At 48.2% G+C, this 19,136-nt stretch carries 19 protein-coding genes and 1 pseudogene; 12 read left to right on the forward strand and 8 right to left on the reverse strand.

Going from position 1 to position 19,136, the window contains the following annotated elements; genetic code table 11:
• Nucleotides 1–82: 82 nt before the first annotated feature.
• The 3 genes from HMPREF2551_RS07985 to HMPREF2551_RS07995 form a co-directional block, all read right to left on the reverse strand.
• Entirely contained in the window at nt 83–1,012 is a 930-nt protein-coding gene (locus HMPREF2551_RS07985) for a CobW family GTP-binding protein (RefSeq protein ID WP_070838309.1), read from the reverse strand.
• Nucleotides 1,000–1,473, reverse strand: a complete 474-nt coding sequence (locus HMPREF2551_RS07990; protein WP_070838311.1) for a Fur family transcriptional regulator — start codon at nt 1,471–1,473, stop codon at nt 1,000–1,002. The genes HMPREF2551_RS07985 and HMPREF2551_RS07990 overlap by 13 nt, the downstream gene beginning before the upstream one ends.
• Nucleotides 1,474–1,586: 113 nt before the next feature.
• On the reverse strand, nt 1,587–2,411 hold the full coding sequence (locus HMPREF2551_RS07995) for an SDR family oxidoreductase (protein ID WP_070838313.1): 825 nt from the start codon (nt 2,409–2,411) through the stop codon (nt 1,587–1,589).
• 132 nt (nt 2,412–2,543) lie between these two features.
• On the opposite strand from HMPREF2551_RS07995, the gene HMPREF2551_RS08000 reads away from it, so the two are divergent.
• A complete protein-coding gene (locus HMPREF2551_RS08000; protein ID WP_063068203.1) occupies nt 2,544–3,005 on the forward strand; it encodes a c-type cytochrome in 462 nt (153 codons plus the stop codon).
• Between the two features lie 77 nt (nt 3,006–3,082).
• Here HMPREF2551_RS08000 and HMPREF2551_RS10660 read toward each other — a convergent pair.
• Nucleotides 3,083–3,205: pseudogene (locus HMPREF2551_RS10660) on the reverse strand (IS5/IS1182 family transposase); the annotation flags it as partial.
• Between the two features lie 292 nt (nt 3,206–3,497).
• Here HMPREF2551_RS10660 and HMPREF2551_RS08005 point away from each other — a divergent pair.
• Together HMPREF2551_RS08005 and HMPREF2551_RS08010 are read left to right on the forward strand one after the other, a co-directional pair.
• Nucleotides 3,498–6,260, forward strand: a complete 2,763-nt coding sequence (locus HMPREF2551_RS08005; RefSeq protein WP_070838315.1) for a TonB-dependent receptor domain-containing protein — start codon at nt 3,498–3,500, stop codon at nt 6,258–6,260.
• A gap of 141 nt (nt 6,261–6,401) precedes the next feature.
• Nucleotides 6,402–7,667: a histidine-type phosphatase gene (locus tag HMPREF2551_RS08010; protein ID WP_036490205.1), complete on the forward strand. Its 1,266-nt coding sequence runs from the start codon at nt 6,402–6,404 to the stop codon at nt 7,665–7,667.
• Nucleotides 7,668–7,851: 184 nt separating this feature from the next.
• On the opposite strand, the gene HMPREF2551_RS08015 is transcribed toward HMPREF2551_RS08010, so the two are convergent.
• A complete protein-coding gene (locus HMPREF2551_RS08015) occupies nt 7,852–9,048 on the reverse strand; it encodes an acetate kinase (RefSeq protein ID WP_070838317.1) in 1,197 nt (398 codons plus the stop codon).
• Nucleotides 9,049–9,282: 234 nt separating this feature from the next.
• Here HMPREF2551_RS08015 and HMPREF2551_RS08020 point away from each other — a divergent pair, with 234 nt between their 5' ends.
• The 9 genes from HMPREF2551_RS08020 (at nt 9,283) to trxA (ending at nt 17,511) form a co-directional block, all read left to right on the forward strand.
• On the forward strand, nt 9,283–9,588 hold the full coding sequence (locus HMPREF2551_RS08020; RefSeq protein WP_070625817.1) for an HLGFF motif protein: 306 nt from the start codon (nt 9,283–9,285) through the stop codon (nt 9,586–9,588).
• Entirely contained in the window at nt 9,588–9,776 is a 189-nt protein-coding gene (gene ccoS, locus HMPREF2551_RS08025; protein WP_049323541.1) for a cbb3-type cytochrome oxidase assembly protein CcoS, read from the forward strand. The genes HMPREF2551_RS08020 and ccoS overlap by 1 nt, the downstream gene beginning before the upstream one ends.
• Complete coding sequence (locus tag HMPREF2551_RS08030) at nt 9,773–11,089, forward strand: MFS transporter (RefSeq protein WP_070838319.1); 1,317 nt, start codon at nt 9,773–9,775, stop codon at nt 11,087–11,089. The genes ccoS and HMPREF2551_RS08030 overlap by 4 nt, the downstream gene beginning before the upstream one ends.
• Nucleotides 11,090–11,411: 322 nt before the next feature.
• On the forward strand, nt 11,412–12,392 hold the full coding sequence (locus HMPREF2551_RS08035; protein WP_070838321.1) for a DNA polymerase III subunit delta': 981 nt from the start codon (nt 11,412–11,414) through the stop codon (nt 12,390–12,392).
• Nucleotides 12,393–12,402: 10 nt separating this feature from the next.
• On the forward strand, nt 12,403–12,756 hold the full coding sequence (locus HMPREF2551_RS08040) for a PilZ domain-containing protein (RefSeq protein WP_003746058.1): 354 nt from the start codon (nt 12,403–12,405) through the stop codon (nt 12,754–12,756).
• A gap of 4 nt (nt 12,757–12,760) precedes the next feature.
• The gene (locus tag HMPREF2551_RS08045) at nt 12,761–13,546 is read left to right on the forward strand and encodes a TatD family hydrolase (protein ID WP_070838323.1); all 786 of its coding nucleotides are present in this window, start codon (nt 12,761–12,763) and stop codon (nt 13,544–13,546) included.
• 305 nt (nt 13,547–13,851) lie between these two features.
• A complete protein-coding gene (locus HMPREF2551_RS08050; protein ID WP_070838325.1) occupies nt 13,852–15,405 on the forward strand; it encodes a fatty acid--CoA ligase in 1,554 nt (517 codons plus the stop codon).
• Between the two features lie 81 nt (nt 15,406–15,486).
• The gene (locus tag HMPREF2551_RS08055; protein WP_070838327.1) at nt 15,487–17,052 is read left to right on the forward strand and encodes an ABC transporter ATP-binding protein; all 1,566 of its coding nucleotides are present in this window, start codon (nt 15,487–15,489) and stop codon (nt 17,050–17,052) included.
• Nucleotides 17,053–17,178: 126 nt separating this feature from the next.
• Complete coding sequence (gene trxA / locus HMPREF2551_RS08060) at nt 17,179–17,511, forward strand: thioredoxin TrxA (protein WP_070814454.1); 333 nt, start codon at nt 17,179–17,181, stop codon at nt 17,509–17,511.
• 61 nt (nt 17,512–17,572) lie between these two features.
• Here the strand turns inward: trxA and HMPREF2551_RS08065 are convergent, their stop codons facing one another.
• From HMPREF2551_RS08065 to grxD, 3 genes are all read right to left on the reverse strand, one after another.
• On the reverse strand, nt 17,573–17,890 hold the full coding sequence (locus HMPREF2551_RS08065; RefSeq protein WP_070838329.1) for a DUF2322 family protein: 318 nt from the start codon (nt 17,888–17,890) through the stop codon (nt 17,573–17,575).
• Between the two features lie 97 nt (nt 17,891–17,987).
• Nucleotides 17,988–18,614 (reverse strand): uracil phosphoribosyltransferase, encoded by a 627-nt coding sequence (upp, locus tag HMPREF2551_RS08070; protein ID WP_039864255.1) that lies wholly within the window; start codon nt 18,612–18,614, stop codon nt 17,988–17,990.
• Nucleotides 18,615–18,762: 148 nt separating this feature from the next.
• Nucleotides 18,763–19,074 (reverse strand): Grx4 family monothiol glutaredoxin, encoded by a 312-nt coding sequence (gene grxD / locus HMPREF2551_RS08075; protein ID WP_003681608.1) that lies wholly within the window; start codon nt 19,072–19,074, stop codon nt 18,763–18,765.
• Nucleotides 19,075–19,136: the final 62 nt, after the last annotated feature.

A 19,136-nucleotide genomic window follows, 5' to 3' on the forward strand; every position in this document is an offset into this window, starting at 1 on the left:
TTTTTTTGATTTGAAGGCCGTCTGAAACCGCTTGCTTCAGACGGCGTTATCGTAACGGATTAATAAGCGTTTGGACGATGATTTACTTCTCCAAAGCCTCCAGCAATTTTTTCTCAATCAAATCCGCATCAAAGGATTTGGCAATCAGCTCGAAGCGCGAGTCGCGACGCCATGAAACCTGATTTGCGCCCCATTGTCCGTCCACCCAGTTGAGCCACACCCATGTACCGAGCACTTGGAACACGCCTTTGGCGCGGACGAGGCCGTCTGTGAATTTGGGCAGGTCGTTGAAGAAATCGGTCAATTTTTCGCCGTCAAAATCGCGTCCGGCGGGGAATGTGAAACCTTGAGACTGGAAGCCCATGGTGTTGTCCGGCAGAGCTTTGAGGCGGTAGCGCGATTTTTCGACCACGGGAATATCAAGCCACTGGATGTCGAGTTGCGCATTTTGGACTTCAACCACTTTGGCTTTGGGCGGGAACAGTTTGGCCGCTTTATCATGAAATTCGGCCAGTTGCTCCGGCGTGCACAAGTCGGTTTTGCTGGCGACCAATACGTCGCAAATGCCGATTTGGTCTTTATACAAGGCTTGTTGCGCGTAATCGGGATTAATAAACTGGCGCGGATCGACAACGGTAAAGACGGCGCCGATTTCCAGCATACTGTCGAGCGGTTTGGCTTTCAGTTCGTCGATAACGCTGGCAGCGTGCGCCAGTCCGCTGGCTTCAATCATCAAGCGGTCGGGTTGGGCATCGCGCAGCATTTTTTGTACGGTCGTACCCATTTGTGCGCCGGCAGTACAGCACAAACAGCCGCCGGCGATTTCGGCCACGGGAATGCCGTTGTCGCTCAAGACGGCGCCGTCAATGCCGATTTCGCCAAATTCGTTGACGATGATGACCCATTTTTCATTCGGGTCTTTTTGCGCCATCAGACTTTTGAGTGCGGTGGTTTTGCCTGTTCCGAGGAAGCCTGAAATCAGGTGGACTTTAGTCTTTTTTACTTCTGACATTTTTTACAAATTCCTGTTAAAACAACATGTTCTTCTTTTAATGAGAAACCGGTTTCAGCCACGCCTGCACGCAAGGCCGCCCATTCTTGGCTCAAAGTCTGCTCATCCGCCGTACCGCATTCGGTGCAAACCAAAATAAACGCGCTGTGGTGCGCCTCTGTTTCTTCGTGGTCGTGGCAATGGTCGTTGCACTCGTGCTGCGCGTGGCTGCACAAAATATAGCCGTTGACCGCCGCCACTTTGTGCAAAACGCCCTGTTCCGCCCAAAAATCAAGGGCGCGGTAGGCCGTCGGCGGCGCAACCACGCCCTCGCTTTGCTGCTGCATCTGCGACAGAACGTTGTAGGCTTTAATCACGCCGCTTTGTTTCAAAACAATATCAAGCACTTGCTCGCGCAATGCGGTTACCTGCACGCCATCGTGCTGCGCTTGTTCTAAGATTTTTTGTTTGATTGCGTTCATAACTGAAACAGCCTTTCAGACGGCCTTGTTAATAAAAAATTACATTATAGCGTGTTTACTCAATTTCAGATAACAAAGAGGCCGTCTGAAACGTTCAGACGGCCTGATGCCGATTACTTAAACCAAGATTTAATTTTTCCAAACAAAGACATGCTTTGTTTTTCAAACGTTTCTTCCTTCGCCGGAACAGGCGTGTCACGGTAAACTTTCATGCCTGCAAAGGTCTGGGCAACCGGCATGATTTCGATGGAATTGACGTTCATCCGCGCCGGACGCTGGTAGAGCCACAAAGCGGTATCGGCAATATCTTGCGGCTGGATAAACTCGACATTCTCATAAACCTCGGCCGCACGCTGGTCGTCGCCTTTGAAACGGACATTGGAAAACTCGGTATCGCCGCATAAGCCCGGTTCGATATTGGTAATGCGGATGTTTTTATCTGCTAGCTCGGCGCGCAGGTTCATACTGAATTGGCGCACAAAAGCCTTGGTCGCGCCATAGACATTACTGCCGGAATAAGCATAACTGCCGGCAATCGAACCCAAATTGATAATGTAGCCCTGTTTGCGCGCGACCATTTGCGGCAAAATCTGGCGGGTCAGAAAAGTCAGGCCGATGATATTGGTTTGAATCATGGTTTCCCAATCGCCAAAATCGGCTTTATCGGCGGAATCCAGACCTAAAGCCAAACCGGCGTTGTTGATCAGGCAATCGATTTCGGACAAATGCTCGGGCAGGCTGTTCAAAGCGTTTTGAATCGACTCAGTGCGCGAAACATCCATTTCCAAAGGGTAAAACTGCTCGCCCAATTCCTCTGCCAACTGCTGCAATTTGTCTTCGCGCCGTGCCGCGCCAATGACATGATAGCCTGCCGCAACAAAAGTACGGCACATTGCCGCGCCGAATCCTGCCGATGCCCCGGTAATCAAAATTGCCATATCGTTTCCTTTCTGTACTCGTTTCAGACTTGGGTTTAAGGTATGATAACGCCTTATCAGACGGCCTGAGAGTTTGGCTGGCTGATTTTAAATTTAACGATAATCATATCATTACAATAGGACACACTCCATATGAAAACCCGTTTTCTCCCTGTTGCTTTGGCAACAGTGGTGCTTACGCTTTCCGCCTGCGGCGGCAGCGGCGCGCCTTCCCAGCCTAAAGGCCCGATTTCCGAAGACCGTACGGCCGCGTTCAAATCCATGATGCCTGAGTTTACCCGCATGGGCAAAATGGTTAAAGACGAAGAGCCTTACGACGTTGAGAAATTCAAACAAGCTGCAGCCACTTTTGCTGAAAACAGCAAAAAACCGTTCACCCTGTTTGAATCCGATCCTCAAGGCAACGGCCGCGCCCTGCCTGCCATCTGGACAGACACAGCAACATTCAAAGCCGAAGAAGAAAAATTCGTCGCTGCGGTTGAAAAACTCAACGCCGCTGCCCAAACCGGCAAATTGGAAGAAATCAAAGCCGCTTACGGCGAAACCGGTGCAAGCTGCAAATCTTGCCACGACACATTCCGCGGTCCGGAATAAGGCTTAAAACAAACAATAAAGGCCGTCTGAAACATCATTTTCAGACGGCCTTTTCTTCAACTGGCTTCAAACCTTTCCCTATCGACTTTATATAGTGGATTAAATTTAAACCAGTACGGCGTTGCCTCGCCTTGCCGTACTATCTGTACTGTCTGCGGCTTCGTCGCCTTGTCCTGATTTAAATTTAATCCACTATATTTTGCATTTCATGTTTTACCGGTTTCATTTGAAACCAACGGTCCAGTTCACATAGCGCAATCAAATTTTCTTCTTCCGGCTGTTTAAATTCAATTAAATCTCCCCCTTTCTCGACCAACCCAATTCAAATTCAGACCTGCTTTATCTTTTCAGCCAGATGAATCATATGCGGGTGGATTATCTCCTGAAACAAGAATCTACTTTATTTTTTAACAAATAAAAACCATTTTCAAAATATTTGTAAAGTTTAATAATATGTTATAAAGTAACGACTTCGTTTCTGAGGTAACTATCATGAATCCGAATTTCAAATTAAATCTACTAACATTATCTTTACTGGCTATAACAAGTATCGCACACGCAGAAGAAGAGGTTTCAACTCAAGAGCTTGATGAAATTCAAGTCAAAGGTAAACACATTGCCAAAGAGAAAAAAGTTTTTACCGAAGGCCAAGCCAAAAGTTCGCGTGAACGCGTTTATCAATCCAGCGAAAACATCGATACCATCGTTCGGAGCATGCCCGGCGTTTTCACCCAACAAGACAAGGGATCGGGGGTATTGGCGGTCAATATCCGTGGCGATAGCGGTTTGGGACGCGTCAATACGATGGTTGACGGCGTAACCCAAACCTTCTATTCCACTTCTGCCGATGCCGGACGCAGCGGTAGCTCCTCGCAATTCGGTACGGCACTGGATCCCAATTTTATTGCCGGCGTGGATGTAACCAAAGGCAGTTTCTCGGGTGCCAACGGCATCAATACCTTATCCGGTACAGCCAATTTCCGTACTTTACGGATAGACGATGTGGTACACGGAAACAATACTTTTGGACTCTTGACCAAAGGATTGACCGGTACAAACAGCACCAAAAGCAATTTTATGGCAACCGGAGCGGTACAAAAATGGTTTGACAGCGGTGCGCGCGTGGGCGCGTTATATGGTTACAGCCACCGTAATGTCGAGCAAAACTATAAAGTAGGCGGTGGCGGTCAGCGTATCGGCAATTTTGGCGAAGAATATTTGGACCGTAAAAAACAAGAATATTTTGAAAGCAACTTATTAAAATTCGACCAAGGGCAAAATCTCTGGGTTCGCGATTTTTCCAAACGTAACGCAGACGGCAAAAGCTATTGGGACTACCCTTTCTCCAAAAAATATAATGATCCTGAGGTTTTGCAAAGAGATTATGTCGATGACTTGGAAAGAAGCTGGAAAGAGAATCTGGCACCGCAATGGGACCTGACCCCAATCGACCCGACCAGCCTGCAGCAACGCTCAAACAGCCATTTGGTTAAAGTGGAATATGAAAACGACAACAACAAGCTGGATCTTCAGCTTCGTACCATGAACAACCGTATCGGCAGCCGCAAAGTAGAAAACCGCAACTACCAAGCCAATTACAATTTAAACATTGGCGATTATGTCGATTTAAACGTATTGGCCGCCCATAATTTGGGAAAACAAAAATATCCGAAAAACTCACGTTTTTCAGGATGGGGGCTGCTGGATTATTTGGAAACCAAAAACACAGCCAATCTTTTGGATATCAACAACAGCTTTTCTTTCAAACTTCCCCAAAAAACAGATTTAAAAGCTACTGTCGGTTTCAATTTCTTTAAAAACCAATACAGTAAAAACCGCTTTCCGGAAGAGCTGAGCTTGTTTTACGACGGCCCGGATCAAGATGCTGGCCTGTACAGCTTTTTAGGCCGCTTCAAAGGCGACAAAGGAATATTTCCTCAGAAATCAACCATATTGCAACCATCAGGCCAGCAAAAATTCAATACGTTCTATTTTGATACTTCCTTGAAAAAAGGCATTTATCAATTGAATTACAGCGCCAATATGGTCAACTACCGCTACAAAGGCGAATATACCGACTACTTCAATACCCAAGAAGACTTTAAAAAAGCATTTGGGGAAGATTCTGAAATTTATAAACAGCATTGTACGCCAAGCTGCGACCTTTACGAACCGGTTTATACCAAATCCGGTAAAAAGCATGCGGTAAACCATTCGGTGGCATTAAACATCAATGTCAACGATTACTTTATGCCGTTTATCAGCTATTCGCGTACGCATAGAATGCCGAATATTCAAGAAATGTATTTTTCACAAATCGGCGACTCGGGCGTCAATACAGCCCTCAAGCCGGAACAGGCCAATACTTACCAAATAGGCTTCAATACCTTCAAAAAAGGGATTTTCAAGCCGGATGATGTATTGGGTTTCAAACTGGTCGCCTATCGCAGCAGGATCAACAACTATATCCACAATGTTTATGGCAAATGGTGGGATTTGGATAAAGCACCCAGCTGGGTAACCAGCACCCGCCTGCAATACTCTATCCAGCATCGAAACTATGCCAAACCTGTCCATAAAAATGGTTTGGAGGTGGAAATGAACTATGATTTCGGCCGCTTTTTTACCACCCTGTCTTACGCCTATCAAAAAACCAACCAGCCGACCAACTATAGCGATGCCAGCGAATCGCCCCGCAACTCTTCTAAAGAAGACCAAATCAAACAAGGCTACGGCTTAAGCAAAATTTCCCGCCTGCCCCGAGATTACGGTCGGTTTGAATTGGGCTCACGCTGGTTGGGCAACAAATTGACCATCGGCGGCATTATGCGCTATTACGGCAAAAGTACACGGGCGACGACTGAGGAAGAATTTGTTGACGGGACAACCGGTGCTAATACCTACTCTTCACATCAAATGGGCAGAAGGGTGATCAAAAAAACAGAAAGCATCAACAGACAGCCGATGATTTTTGATTTCTATGCCAATTATGAACCGAAGAAAAACCTTATCCTTCGTTTCGACATTCAAAATGCCTTCAATAAACGCTATGTCGATCCTTTGGACGCCGCAAATGATGCCGCAACCCAGCGCTATTTCAGCGTATTTGAAAGAAAAGGCGGTTTAGATGATGAGGAAGTCGAATGCGATGCCAACGGTTTATGCAATGGCAAATATGGCGGTACAACACGCTCCGTCTTGAACAACTACGCACGAGGCAGGACTTTGCTGTTTACCATCAGTTATAAGTTCTAAACCTATCTATCAGTATCTTAATATTGCACTGATTAAGCGGTAGTCAATATTGTTGCAGTATTTATGGTGTTAGTTTACGGCACCAAATATGCCTTGAATTTTTATAGCTCAATTTCAACATTAAATGATTAGGTATCGAATATGAAAAAAATAACCCTAAAATTCACCGCACTTTTGCTTGGCTCAGCTTTAGCAAGTAGTGCGTTTGCAACAGAAAATGGTCAAACTTCCTCAAGTTCTGATTATGAATTAGAGAAAGTATTGATTTTCAGCCGACACGGATTGCGTTCACCAGTGGAAAAAGATCCGCAAGAAATGGCGAAATATTCCCCGTATGCGTGGGCAAAATGGGATGTGCCATCTGGTTATCTCACGGCAAAAGGGACAGTGCTAGAAACCTATTTCGGCCAATATTTAGGACAATGGCTTGCGGATAAAGGATTATTAACGACAGATCGTTGTGCATCGGGTGAAGGTATTTTCGCTTATGCGAATGGAGTGCAACGCACCATTGCAACAGGTCAGGCCATTGTGGCGGGAGCTTTTGCAGGCTGTAATGTTCAACTGCAACATCACGGTGAAATTGGTTCAGAAAAAGATCCAATTTTTAACACGCAGGCGCACAATCCAAGCCAAGCTTTGATTGAATCTGCAAAAAATAACGTTGATTTAACCGCTTTACAGCAAAAATTAGCGCCAAATTATGCGCTATTGAGTGAAATCATCGATTATAAAAATTCACCAAACTGTTTGCAAAAAGGCGAATGTGATTTAGGTGGAAAAGTCGGTGAATACAGTATCAAAGACGGCAAGTCGGTCAAGATTACGGGTTCTATCAGCACCGGGAAGAAAATTGTCAGTGCATTATTGCTCGCACATTATGTGGGTAAGCCTGATTCTGAAATTGCAAACGGTCGTGTGGATAGCCAAGAAAAATGGCGCGCAATTAACGAAATTAAAAACGAATATTACCGCACTTTATTTAAAAACAATGAAGCGTTAGCACAAAATGCATCATATCCGTTATTGGCATTTATTCAGCAGCAGCTAAATAGCGAAAATAAAATTAACTTATTGGTTGGACACGATTCTAATATCGTCGCTCTGCTGGCTGCATTAGGTGTTGAGCCTTATGAATTAGATGGTTCATTGGAAAATATCCCAATCGGTGGCAAGCTGCTATTTGAAGTGTGGAAGCACAAACCAAGTGGTAAGCTCAAATTTAAGTTGGATTATGTGTATCAATCTACCGAACAGCTGATTAACACCACGCCATTAAGTTTAGCGACACCACCAAACCAAACAGCTTTAACGCTCAAAGGCTGTGAAAAAGATGAAAAGGGCTTTTGTGATTACGAGCGTTTTCAACAGGTGTTGAGTGAGGGTATTAAGAACGGTAAAAAATAGCATTCATGCAACCCTATGAAAAATACTTAAAAGAGAATTCGCAGAAACTGCGAGTGGATCAAACGGAAAAGCCGGCAAACGTAATGTTTACCGGCTTTTCTCAATATATTCTCAAAATTTTCTTCATCTATACACAACAAAAAACCTGCCCTTACGGGCAGGTTGTTTTCAATAATGACGAGGATTACAGGCCGCTCAGACGGGCTGTATCGTGTGCAATCATCAATTCTTCGTTGGTAGGAATCACAACGGCAACAGCTTTGCTGTCGGCGGTGGTAATCACACCGGCATTACCGAAGCGGGCTTTCAGGTTGGCTTCTTGGTCAATGTGCAGACCGAGGAAGCCCAAGTAGCCCAATACACGTTCGCGGATGATGTCGGAGTTTTCACCGATACCGCCGGTGAAGACCAATGCATCCAAACCGCCTGCCGCTACTGTCATGCTGCCAATGTATTTAGCCAAGCGGTAGATGAACATTTCCAAAGCCAGTTTGGCGCCCGGATGACCTTTGGCAGCTTCTTCTTCGATGGTACGGCAGTCGTTGGACAAACCGGAAATACCGAGCAGGCCGGATTTTTTGTTCAGCATTTCGGTAATTTGGGAAATGGTCATGTTGGCGTTTTCAGCCAAGAAACTGAAAACGGCAGGGTCGATATCGCCGCTGCGGGTACCCATTACCAAACCTTCCAGCGGAGTCAGGCCCATGCTGGTATCGCGTGATTCGCCATTGGCGACGGCGGTAATAGATGCACCGTTACCCAAGTGGGCAATCACCATGCGCAGGTCTTTTTTGTCTTTGCCGAGGAAGCGTGCAGTTTCGTCAGAAACGAAGCGGTAGCTGGTACCGTGTGCGCCGTAGCGGCGCAAGCCGTATTTTTCATACAATTCATGTGGAACAGCATATTTGTAAGCGTGTTCAGGCATGGTTTGATGGAATGCGGTGTCGAATACGACAACGTTCGGCAGGCCTTTGAAGATGCTTTGTGCAGCGCGCAGGCCCAAAAGGTGAGCCGGGTTGTGTAAAGGAGCAAGTGGAATACATTTTTCGATACCAGCGATAACATCGTCGGTAACCAAAATGGATTCGCTGTACAATTCGCCGCCGCTTACCACGCGGTGACCGATCGCACCGATACGGGTGTCGAGGCCATGGGCTTTGAGCTCGTCCATCAGGGCTTCTACCGCGCCGGTATGGTCTGGCTTGGCAGCCAATTCAACTTTATGTTTTTCGCCGTTGAATTTGAAGGTGATGTAGGCATCAGGCAGATTGAGTTTTTCTGCCAGGCAGCTCAGCAATACTTCGCCGCTGTCGTTATCCAATACGGCACCTTTGAGAGAAGAGCTGCCGCAGTTCAAAACCAAGATTAATTTTTGTGTCATTTTATGCTCCTTGAGGTTTCAGACGGCATTTTTTGTCGGGGCCTGACTGCTGCTCCGGCTATGTTGCACCCCTTGTGGGACGTAGTGGGTAGCGGTCTGAACAGATTAACAAAGTAAACGCCGTATTCTAACAAAAAATGTAATCGGCTGCTTGACTTAATATTTGATGTAAAATGGACGGAATTTTATTTTAGGCCGTCTGAAAAATGACGGCGGTTTTGAAGAATTTTCAATATGCATTATTTCAGTATCCACACTCAAGACGGCGAGCATGCCGGATTTTTTATTATGTTGGCAGACGATGAGTCGCAAAATCCGCCGCAAAGCGGACGCTTCGCAATCAAGCTGCAAAGTGAAGACGCAGCCGCAGCGGCGGTATTGTCGCCTTTCGAGCAAACCGATATTCCGCAATACTGGCGCGTGGTTAAAGACCGTATCGAATTGTTTTTTGACGATAAAAACATCGGCGCGCTGCGCAACGAATACCTGACCGTCAGCGGCAAAACCTTTATCCTGACCGATTTGACCGGAGCGATGTAATGGAAAGTATGTTTATCCTTGTCCCCATCAGCATTATTTTGGCCTTTATTATCGGCTGGTTTTTCTGGTGGTCGGGTAAAAACGGACAGTTTGACGACCTTGAAGGACCTGCGCACCGCATTTTGATGGACGATGACTCCACTGAAAAACTGATCGAAAAAGACGAAGACAAAGAATCCGAACAATGAGCCTTAAAAAAGACAATCTGAATTTCCACACGACCCGCCGTTTTGCGCCGCTCTTTGGGACGCAGTTTTTGGGCGCGTTGAACGATAATGTGTTCAAAACCGCATTATTCGTGATGATCAGTTTTTACGGTTTGGGCAAAAACGACTTTCTGCCATCCAGCCAAATGCTGAACTTGGGCGCGATGCTGTTTATCCTACCCTATTTCCTGTTTTCCGCGCTTTCAGGGCAACTGAGCAACAAATTCGACAAAGCCGTTTTGGCGCGCTGGATCAAGCTGTTGGAAATCATCATCATGGCAGTGGCGGCGTATGGCTTCTACATCCAATCCGCGCCTTTGCTTTTAATCTGCCTGTTTTGCATGGGTACGCAATCGACCCTGTTCGGCCCGCTGAAATACGCCATTTTGCCCGATTACCTCAACGACAAAGAGCTGATTATGGGCAACAGCCTGATTGAATCGGGTACGTTTATCGCCATTTTGCTCGGCCAGATTTTGGGCACCGCAGTCGCAGGCGTTCCGCCGTATATTGTTGGCGGTTTGGTGTTATTGGTCGCCATCGGCGGCACGATGACCAGCCTGTTTATGCCGTCTGTAGCCGCTAAAATGCCGGACACAAAAATCGAATGGAACATCATCAAAGGCACGAATTCGCTGATTCGTGAAGCGGCGGCCAACCGTCCTGTATTCACTTCCATCATCGGTATTTCATGGTTTTGGTTTGTCGGCTCGGTTTATACCACCCAACTGCCGACGTTCACGCAAATCCATTTGGGCGGCAACGATAATGTGTTCAACCTGATGTTGGCGCTGTTCTCCATCGGCATCGCCATCGGCTCGGTATTATGCGCCAAACTCAGCCACGAGCGCCTGATTTTGGGCTTGGTCACCATCGGCACCCTGGGGCTGACGGTCTGTGGATTATTGTTGGTATGGCTGACCCAAGGCCAACGCTTTACCGAATTAAACGGCATTCTCTGGTTTTTATCGCAAGCCCAAGCGTATCCGATTATGCTCGTCATGTCGGCCATCGGCTTTTTCGGCGGCTTCTTCTCCGTACCGCTCTACACTTGGCTGCAAACCGCCAGCAGCGAAACCTTCCGCGCCCACGCCGTCGCCGCCAACAACATCATCAACGGCGTGTTTATGGTGTCGGCCGCTATTTTGAGCGCGGTTTTGCTGATGTTGTTCAACAGCATTACGCTGCTGTATTTGATTGTGGCCGTGGGTAATCTTCCGTTGATTGTTTACCTCATCAAACGGGAACCGAAATTTATCGGGGATTTGACTGCTTTGTTGAAAATCAGCAAATAAGGCCGTCTGAAATATATCCCCACCATGCACATTTTCACTGTTCAATCTCGTGGACAGCTTGTGCATAAATCAGATTACTGTCTGATTTAACATTAAAAAACAAGACTGCCTAAATTTTAAGCATTAATTTACCGTCAAACAAAATGCACATTTTCCCCAAACAAGCGTGTGCAAAGGCTGTGAATAAGTCTGCTTAATGTTTGATATTTCAAAACAAAACGATATTTGATTAATTTTTAGGCAGTTAATAAAAGGCCGTCTGAAAACTTTTTCAGACGGCCTGAGCGTATAATAACCACCTACCTTATAGTTCCCAAACGATATGATTTATCCATGGCATGAAACCCAATGGCAACAGCTCGCCGCCCATTGGCAAAACCGTCCCAACGCTTGGCTGTTTACCGGCAAAGAAAATACCGGCAAAACCGAGTTTGCTCGCTTTGTCGCGCAGGCATTGCTGTGCGAATCGCCCAAGTCCGGTCATGAACCCTGCGGTGAGTGCGCTTCGTGCCATTTGTTCAGCCAAAACACGCATCCCGACTTTTACGAAATCACGCCGGAAATTCCCGAAGGCGAGGCAATAGGACGCAAACTCCTGCAAATCAAAATCGATGCCGTGCGCGATATTGTGGAAAACATTTACCTGACCGCAGTCCGCGGCGGCCTGCGCGTGGTATTAGTACATCCGGCGGAAAGCATGAATACACAGGCGGCAAACGGTTTGTTGAAAGCTCTGGAAGAGCCGCCGCAACACGTCGTTTTCCTGCTCGTTACCCACGCGCGCGACAAACTCCTGCCCACCATCAAAAGCCGTTGCCGCCAGATGGTGCTGCCCTCGCCGACCCATGAACAAGCTGCGGCATATCTGCGTCAACAGGGCGTGGAAAATGCCGAAGCCTTGTTGGCATTCCACAGCGGCGCGCCTTTATTCACACAGGCTCCCGAATTGGACGCATTGCGCGAAGAATTGCTGACGTTGCTGGCTGCCCCGCGCCTGTTGGCCATACTCGACTACGCCGCCGCGTTCGACAAACAAAAACAACCGCTGGCCGTTTTCATCGACTGGCTGCAAAAGTGGCTGACGGATGTCGGCTTGGCACAACAAAGCATGGCGCCGCTTTATTATCCGCACCATGCCCAAGCCCTGCTTCAGACGGCCTCCAAAACCGATTCACGCAGGCTGTTTGCCCTATTGGGCTGTCTGAACGCGCTCAACCCTTACGGATACCATACCTTGAGTGTTAAAATGCAGCTTGAGTATCTGCTTATCGAATATTTAGATTTTTGGCAAAACAAACCCTAACAGGTAATAAATGATGAATAAAAAAGACATTCCGGCGAAGATGTTGGCTTTGCAACTCAAAGACCCCAATCTGTTGTACAACTGCTATATGCCGTTTTTAGAACACGGCGGCCTGTTCGTACCGACCGATGACGTATTCTCCCTAGGCGAAGACATCCTCTTGGCCGTCGAAATCGCCGACTATCCCAAACGCTTCCTGCCAACCAAAGTCGTTTGGATCAATCCGGCGCGCACTTCAGCCCACCGCCCCAAAGGCGTAGGCCTTGCCTTTTCCGAACACGAAAGCTGCCAGCAGGCAAAAAACCTGATCGAAGCCGAGCTCGGTCCGCGCCTGCGCAGCGACCGTACTACTTTTACCCTGTAATACCATGCATTTAATCGATTCACATTGCCATCTCAACTTTGACGGCCTAAAAGACCGCCTGCCCGAAGTCTTTGCCAATATGGAAGCGCAAAGCGTCAAACAAGCGCTTGCCATCAGCGTCAGCAAACAAAGTTTTGCCGAAGTCTTCGACATTGCCCAGGCGCACGACCACATCTACTGCACCATTGGCGTACATCCCGACAGCCAAGAAGCGGAGGAATTTACCATCGCCGAAATGGTAGAAGCGGCCAAACATCCCAAAATCGTCGGCATCGGCGAAACCGGTTTGGACTATTACTGGTGCAAAGGCGATTTGTCATGGCAGCATCAACGCTTTGCCGACCATATCCAAGCCGCCAACGAAAGCGGCCTGCCCGTTATCGTTCACACGCGCGATGCGGCCGAAGACACATTGCGGATTTTGAAAGAGTGCCACACCAACTCCGGCGTGATTCACTGCTTCTCCGAAGACGTTGCCTTCGCCAAAGCCGCTTTAGATTTGGGCTTATACATTTCCTTCTCCGGCATTGTGACGTTTAAAAACGCGCCGCTGATTCAGGAAGCCGCCAAATACGTCCCTGCCGATAGAATCTTGGTAGAAACCGATGCCCCCTTCCTCGCGCCGGTTCCCAAACGCGGCAAACAAAACGAGCCGTCCTACGTCCGCTATACAGCCGAATTCGTAGCCAATCTGCGCAGCGAGAGCTTGGAAACATTGGCACAAAACACCAGCGACAATTTCTATCGCCTGTTTAAGAAAGTACCCGACAGCCGTCTGAACAACGGCTAGTTCTAAGACTTTCTACCACCGGTTCTGCCTCAAACATAGCGGCAAACTCGAAATGGCTCAAGACAGAAACGATAACGAAATCGGCTTGTGCCATCTTCCGGACGGCCGTGCCTTCGAAGAATGGGAATATTCCCATCAACACAATAAATAGGTTTAAATTCAAAATATTGCTTTCCTAAGCCCAGCAAAGCTCAAGGCCGTCTGAAAGTATTTTCAGACGGCCTCTTGCTTATTTTACCGATAGGATGTAAAACCTATCCTTCGAAATAAACGGTTCATCGAAACCGTACATCAATCGACACAATATGGACACAAACTCCGAAATGCACACCCACTCTAATTTTTACGCCATGCTGACAGCCGCCTGCCAAAAAAACGGTAAAGGCACGGTCATTTTCAACGACAAAGAAAAAATCAGCTATTCCTCCCTCAAACACGAAGTAGAAACCGTCGCCGCCTATCTGCAACACGAAGGCGTACAATATGGCGACAAGGTCGCCCTTGTCGTTTCCAACTCTCCCGAATTTATTGCCGCCTATTTCGCCATTACTTCCATCGGCGCGGTAGCCGTCCCACTCAACGTCTTTTTGAAAAGCGAAGAATTTTCCTACATCCTCAATGACTGCGACGCACGCTTTATGTTCGCCTCCGCACCGTTGGCCAAAGAACTCAAAAACATCAAAGCCAAAACCAAAGTCCGTAAAATCATCTGGATTGGCGAAACCAAAGCCTCCAGTGGTGAAGACAGCTATTTCGATGCCGCACGCACATTCCCCGGCAAGCCGAATCTGAGCCGTCAGCCGTCTGTCAACGATTTGGCGCACATTATCTACACCTCCGGTACAACCGGCCACCCAAAAGGCGCATTAATCAGTTACAGCAACCTATTTTCCAACCTCTCGGGCATTGAACAAATTTTCCAAATTTCAAGCAAAGACCGCTTTGTCGTCTTCTTGCCCATGTTCCACAGCTTTACGCTGACCGCCATGGTTTTACTGCCGATATATCAAGCCTGCTCGATTATTTTGGTCAAATCCGTCTTCCCGTTCTCCAACGTGTTGAAACAGGTTTTGCTCAAACGCGCCACCATTTTCCTCGGCGTACCGGCTATTTACACTGCCATGAGCAAAGCCAAAATCCCTTGGTATTTCAGATGGTTCAACCGCGTCCGTCTGTTTATCAGTGGCGGCGCACCTCTGGCCGGACAAACCATTGACGACTTTAAAGCCAAATTCCCGCGCGCCAAATTGCTGGAAGGCTACGGCTTGAGCGAATGCTCGCCCGTTGTGGCCGTCAATACGCCCGAACGCCAAAAAACTGCCAGCGTCGGCGTCGCCCTACCCGGCTTGACCGTGAAAGCCGTCGATGACGAATTGATCGAAGTGCCGCGCGGCGAAGTGGGCGAACTCATCATCAAAGGCGGCTCGGTCATGCAAGGCTACCTCAATATGCCTGACGCCACAGATGAAACCATCGTCAACGGTTGGCTGAAAACCGGCGACTTCGTCACCATAGACGAAGACGGCTTCATCTTCATCGTCGACCGCAAAAAAGACCTGATTATTTCCAAAGGCCAAAACGTCTATCCGCGCGAAATCGAAGAAGCCATTTACAAACTCGATGCCGTGGAAGCCGCCGCCGTCATCGGTGTGAAAGACCAATACGCCGATGAAGAAATCATTGCCTTTATCCAACTCAAAGAAGGCATGAAGCTGGAAGAAGCCGAAGTCCGCAGCCACCTGCGCGGCCTGTTGGCAAACTTTAAAATCCCCAAACAAATCATCTTCCAAGACGAGCTGCCGCGCAATGCCACCGGCAAAGTGTTAAAACGCAAACTCAAAGAACAGTTTCAAGACTAAACCGCTGTTTCAGACGGCCTCTTGATTCATGCAGGCCGTCTGAAAACCTGTCATCAACAAACTTTTCAGACGGCCACGACCATGACGACACCTATACTCGAAATCGAAAACCTAAACGGCTCCTTTCCGAGCAAGCAAGTCCTGCACGATATCAACCTGACCTTGCAACCCGGCCACAAACTGGCATTGGTCGGCGAGAGTGGCAGCGGCAAAACCGTATTGTCGCAAGGCATTATGCGCCTGAATCCGATGGTTACCTTTGAAGGCAGTCTGAAATATTGCGGAACCGATCTGCTGACCCAGCCCGAACGCGCCTTGCAAAAACTGCGCGGCCGCGAAATCGGCATGGTGTTTCAAGAACCCATGACCGCCCTCAACCCCGTCATGCGTGTCGGCGAACAAATCGCCGAAGTCCTGTCCCTGCATTTGGGTTTGGATAAAAAACAGGCATGGGCACGCGCTATCGAACTCCTGGACGAAACCGGCATCCACCAGCCCGAGCAAAAAGCCCAGGCCTACCCTTTCCAACTTTCCGGCGGCCAACGCCAACGCGCCATGATTGCCATGGCCGTATCAGCCCAGCCCAAGCTCCTGATTGCCGATGAACCGACCACCGCTTTGGACGTTGCCGTCCAAGCCCAAATCCTCGACCTGCTCTCACGTCTGCAGGAGGAACACGGCATGACCATGCTCTACATTACGCACGACTTGAACCTTGTGCGCCGTTTTGCCGACGATGTCGCCGTTATGCGCAACGGCCGTATCCTCGAAACCGGCAAAGCAACCGAAGTCTTCGCCAATCCGCAGCACGAATACACCAAAATGTTGCTCAACGCAGGCACAACACGCCGAGTGGCTCCTTTGCCTGAAAACCCTGCTACCGTCCTTAAGGCCGAACAAATCGCCTTCTCCGTCAAAGAATCAGACGGCTGGTTTAAAAAACGAGACAAAACCATTCTCAACCCCGTTTCTTTCGATCTCAAATCGGGGGAAACATTGGGTATCATCGGCGAAAGTGGTTGCGGCAAAACCACGCTGGCAAAAGCCGTTATGCACCTTATCGATTCCGAAGGCAGCCTACACATCAACGGCGAGCAATGGAGACATGAATTGCGCCACGAAATCCAAATGGTATTCCAAGACCCGTTCGGCGCATTCAATCCGCGCATGAACGTCTTCGATACCGTTTCCGAAGCCTTGCGCGTTCACGAACCTGAAATGCCGCGCGAAGAAATGCGCCGTCGCGTCGAAGAAGTCCTTAAACAAGTCGGCCTGCCCGAAGATGCACTCGAACGCTATCCGCACGCATTCTCCGGCGGCCAGCGCCAACGCCTCGCCATCGCCCGCGCCATCATTGTCCGTCCGAAAATCCTCGTATTGGACGAACCAACCAGCGCGCTTGATGTCCAATGGCAACAACAAATCCTTGAATTGCTCAGCAGCCTGCAAAAAGAATACGGCCTCGCCTTCATCATCATCAGCCACGACCTCGCCGTGATCCGCGCCATTTCCCACCGTGTGATGGTGTTGAAAGACGGCAAAATCGTTGAAGAAGGCGAATGCGAAAACGTGTTTGCTAATCCAAGCAGCGACTATACGCGCCATTTGATTGCCTACTCCGGCCACATGGTTCAAGAGGCCGTCTGAATCTTTAAGGATTACGATAGGCGCATTTCAAAAAAACTATTACCTAGTTGCGGCACTTGAAATTTTCCCTGTCTGCCACTATTCTAAACAACACATTTATTAATCCTGATTTAAAAGGAAACAAACATGAGCAGCGAATTGATTATCCATACCAGCGATGCCAACTTCGAACAAGACGTTTTGAAATCTGACGTACCTGTACTGCTGGACTACTGGGCACCATGGTGCGGCCCTTGCAAAATGATTGCCCCAATCTTGGACGACATTGCCTCCGAATTCCAAGGCCGTCTGAAAGTCGTTAAAATCAACATCGACGACAATGAAGCCACTCCTGCCAAATTCGGCGTTCGCGGCATCCCTACCCTGATGGTGTTCAAAAACGGCGAAAACGTTGCCACTAAAGTCGGCGCATTGGCTAAAGGTCAACTGACTGCATTCGTTGAAGCTTCTATCGCTTAAGGCTTTAAGTATATAAAAAGGCCGTCTGAAACTTGTTTTCAGACGGCCTTTTTTGTATTCATTAAGCAGCCAAGGGTTTCAAAGTCAGGCTGATATTGTCAGTCTTCACTTTAAACAGCAAATCAATATTCGGATGCTTACCCGGATTGGCTTCGGCATCGGCAACATGTTCGGCAAACCATGCCAGGCCGCGTTCTGCCGCCGCTACGTCCAGCTTGCTGTCAAACTCTTGCGCCAAAGCATGGTAAAGCTTAAGCGAGCCTTGTTTACCGGGCGCATTGGGAATGTGATGAACCACATTGCCCTCGTTATCGAGAATATCCAAGCCGCTCAAATGGTCGATGGCAGGCATGGTGGCCAGATTATCTTGAAAGCTCATGATTGTCCTTTCTGATGTGGGTTTTAAAGCAAACCATATAACAAGGCCGTCTGAAAGTTGATGTTTGACACTTTTCAGACGGCCTTAAACATTTCAATTAACGTGTACCGAAAATCTTATCGCCGGCATCGCCCAAGCCTGGGATGATGTAGCCGTGTTCGTTCAAGTGGCTGTCGAGCGCGGCAGTGTAGATGGTTACATCAGGATGCGCGTCATTGACGGCTTTCACGCCTTCCGGAGCGGCAACCAATACCAATGCTTTGATATTGCTGCAACCTTTGGCTTTCAGCAAGTCGATGGTCGCAACCATAGAGCCGCCGGTCGCCAACATCGGGTCGATAATCAGGGCAGGACGCTCGGCCATGCTGTCAACGAATTTCTCAAAGTAAGAAACCGGTTTCAGCGTTTCTTCATCGCGCTGCAAGCCGACAACGCTGATTTTAGCGGTAGGAATCAGGTCGAGTACACCGTCGAGCATGCCCAAACCGGCTCGCAAAATAGGGACAACGGTCAAGGTTTTGCCTTTGATACGGTCGCCTTCGATAGAGCCACACCAACCGTCGATGATGTATTTTTCGGTTTCGAAGTCGCGGCTGGCTTCGTATGCCATCAGGCGTGCCAGCTCGGTAGTAAGCGTGCGGAATTTGTAGGTGCTGCATTCTGCCTCGCGCATCAAAGTCAGTTTATGGCGGACGAGGGGATGATTGATGACGGTAACGTTCATTTTCTGTATTTCCGAGTTTCGTTGACGGAGTGAATTATACTTTTTTTCACGAATAGCGGAAAGGGTATGTTTCGTGCGAAAGGCCGTCTAAATCAGGGTTTCAGACGGCCTTTGTCAACAATTTTACATTACGGAATATTGTGGATAATTAAGCTTTCAGCAATTCTTGCAGTTCGCCGGCTTCGTACATTTCCATCAAAATGTCAGAACCGCCGACAAATTCGCCGTTGACGTACAGTTGAGGAATAGTCGGCCAGTCGCTGTATTCTTTAATGCCTTGGCGTACGGCATCGTTTTCCAATACGTTGACAGTCACATAGTCGGTGCAACCTGCCGCATTCAGGATTTGTACGGCACGGGAAGAGAAACCGCATTGTGGGAACTGCTTCGTACCTTTCATGAACAATACGACGCGGTGGGTGGTTACGACTTCTTTGATTTGATCGTGGATAGAGGACATGTGTGTTCCTTTTACTAAATCGGTTGTTCGGGGAAAATCAAATTTCCCGCCATTATACGCAA

This window comes from Neisseria sp. HMSC066H01 (genome assembly GCF_001837375.1).
Lineage (GTDB): Bacteria > Pseudomonadota > Gammaproteobacteria > Burkholderiales > Neisseriaceae > Neisseria.

Bases quoted from the DNA above. Each gene is read 5' to 3' on its own strand.
- HMPREF2551_RS07985 (WP_070838309.1), bottom strand. From the start codon at position 1,012: ATGTCAGAAGTAAAAAAGACTAAAGTCCACCTGATTTCAGGCTTCCTC.
- HMPREF2551_RS07990 (WP_070838311.1), bottom strand. From the start codon at position 1,473: ATGAACGCAATCAAACAAAAAATCTTAGAACAAGCGCAGCACGATGGC.
- HMPREF2551_RS07995 (WP_070838313.1), bottom strand. From the start codon at position 2,411: ATGGCAATTTTGATTACCGGGGCATCGGCAGGATTCGGCGCGGCAATG.
- HMPREF2551_RS08000 (WP_063068203.1), top strand. From the start codon at position 2,544: ATGAAAACCCGTTTTCTCCCTGTTGCTTTGGCAACAGTGGTGCTTACG.
- HMPREF2551_RS08005 (WP_070838315.1), top strand. From the start codon at position 3,498: ATGAATCCGAATTTCAAATTAAATCTACTAACATTATCTTTACTGGCT.
- HMPREF2551_RS08010 (WP_036490205.1), top strand. From the start codon at position 6,402: ATGAAAAAAATAACCCTAAAATTCACCGCACTTTTGCTTGGCTCAGCT.
- HMPREF2551_RS08015 (WP_070838317.1), bottom strand. From the start codon at position 9,048: ATGACACAAAAATTAATCTTGGTTTTGAACTGCGGCAGCTCTTCTCTC.
- HMPREF2551_RS08020 (WP_070625817.1), top strand. From the start codon at position 9,283: ATGCATTATTTCAGTATCCACACTCAAGACGGCGAGCATGCCGGATTT.
- ccoS (WP_049323541.1), top strand. From the start codon at position 9,588: ATGGAAAGTATGTTTATCCTTGTCCCCATCAGCATTATTTTGGCCTTT.
- HMPREF2551_RS08030 (WP_070838319.1), top strand. From the start codon at position 9,773: ATGAGCCTTAAAAAAGACAATCTGAATTTCCACACGACCCGCCGTTTT.
- HMPREF2551_RS08035 (WP_070838321.1), top strand. From the start codon at position 11,412: ATGATTTATCCATGGCATGAAACCCAATGGCAACAGCTCGCCGCCCAT.
- HMPREF2551_RS08040 (WP_003746058.1), top strand. From the start codon at position 12,403: ATGATGAATAAAAAAGACATTCCGGCGAAGATGTTGGCTTTGCAACTC.
- HMPREF2551_RS08045 (WP_070838323.1), top strand. From the start codon at position 12,761: ATGCATTTAATCGATTCACATTGCCATCTCAACTTTGACGGCCTAAAA.
- HMPREF2551_RS08050 (WP_070838325.1), top strand. From the start codon at position 13,852: ATGGACACAAACTCCGAAATGCACACCCACTCTAATTTTTACGCCATG.
- HMPREF2551_RS08055 (WP_070838327.1), top strand. From the start codon at position 15,487: ATGACGACACCTATACTCGAAATCGAAAACCTAAACGGCTCCTTTCCG.
- trxA (WP_070814454.1), top strand. From the start codon at position 17,179: ATGAGCAGCGAATTGATTATCCATACCAGCGATGCCAACTTCGAACAA.
- HMPREF2551_RS08065 (WP_070838329.1), bottom strand. From the start codon at position 17,890: ATGAGCTTTCAAGATAATCTGGCCACCATGCCTGCCATCGACCATTTG.
- upp (WP_039864255.1), bottom strand. From the start codon at position 18,614: ATGAACGTTACCGTCATCAATCATCCCCTCGTCCGCCATAAACTGACT.
- grxD (WP_003681608.1), bottom strand. From the start codon at position 19,074: ATGTCCTCTATCCACGATCAAATCAAAGAAGTCGTAACCACCCACCGC.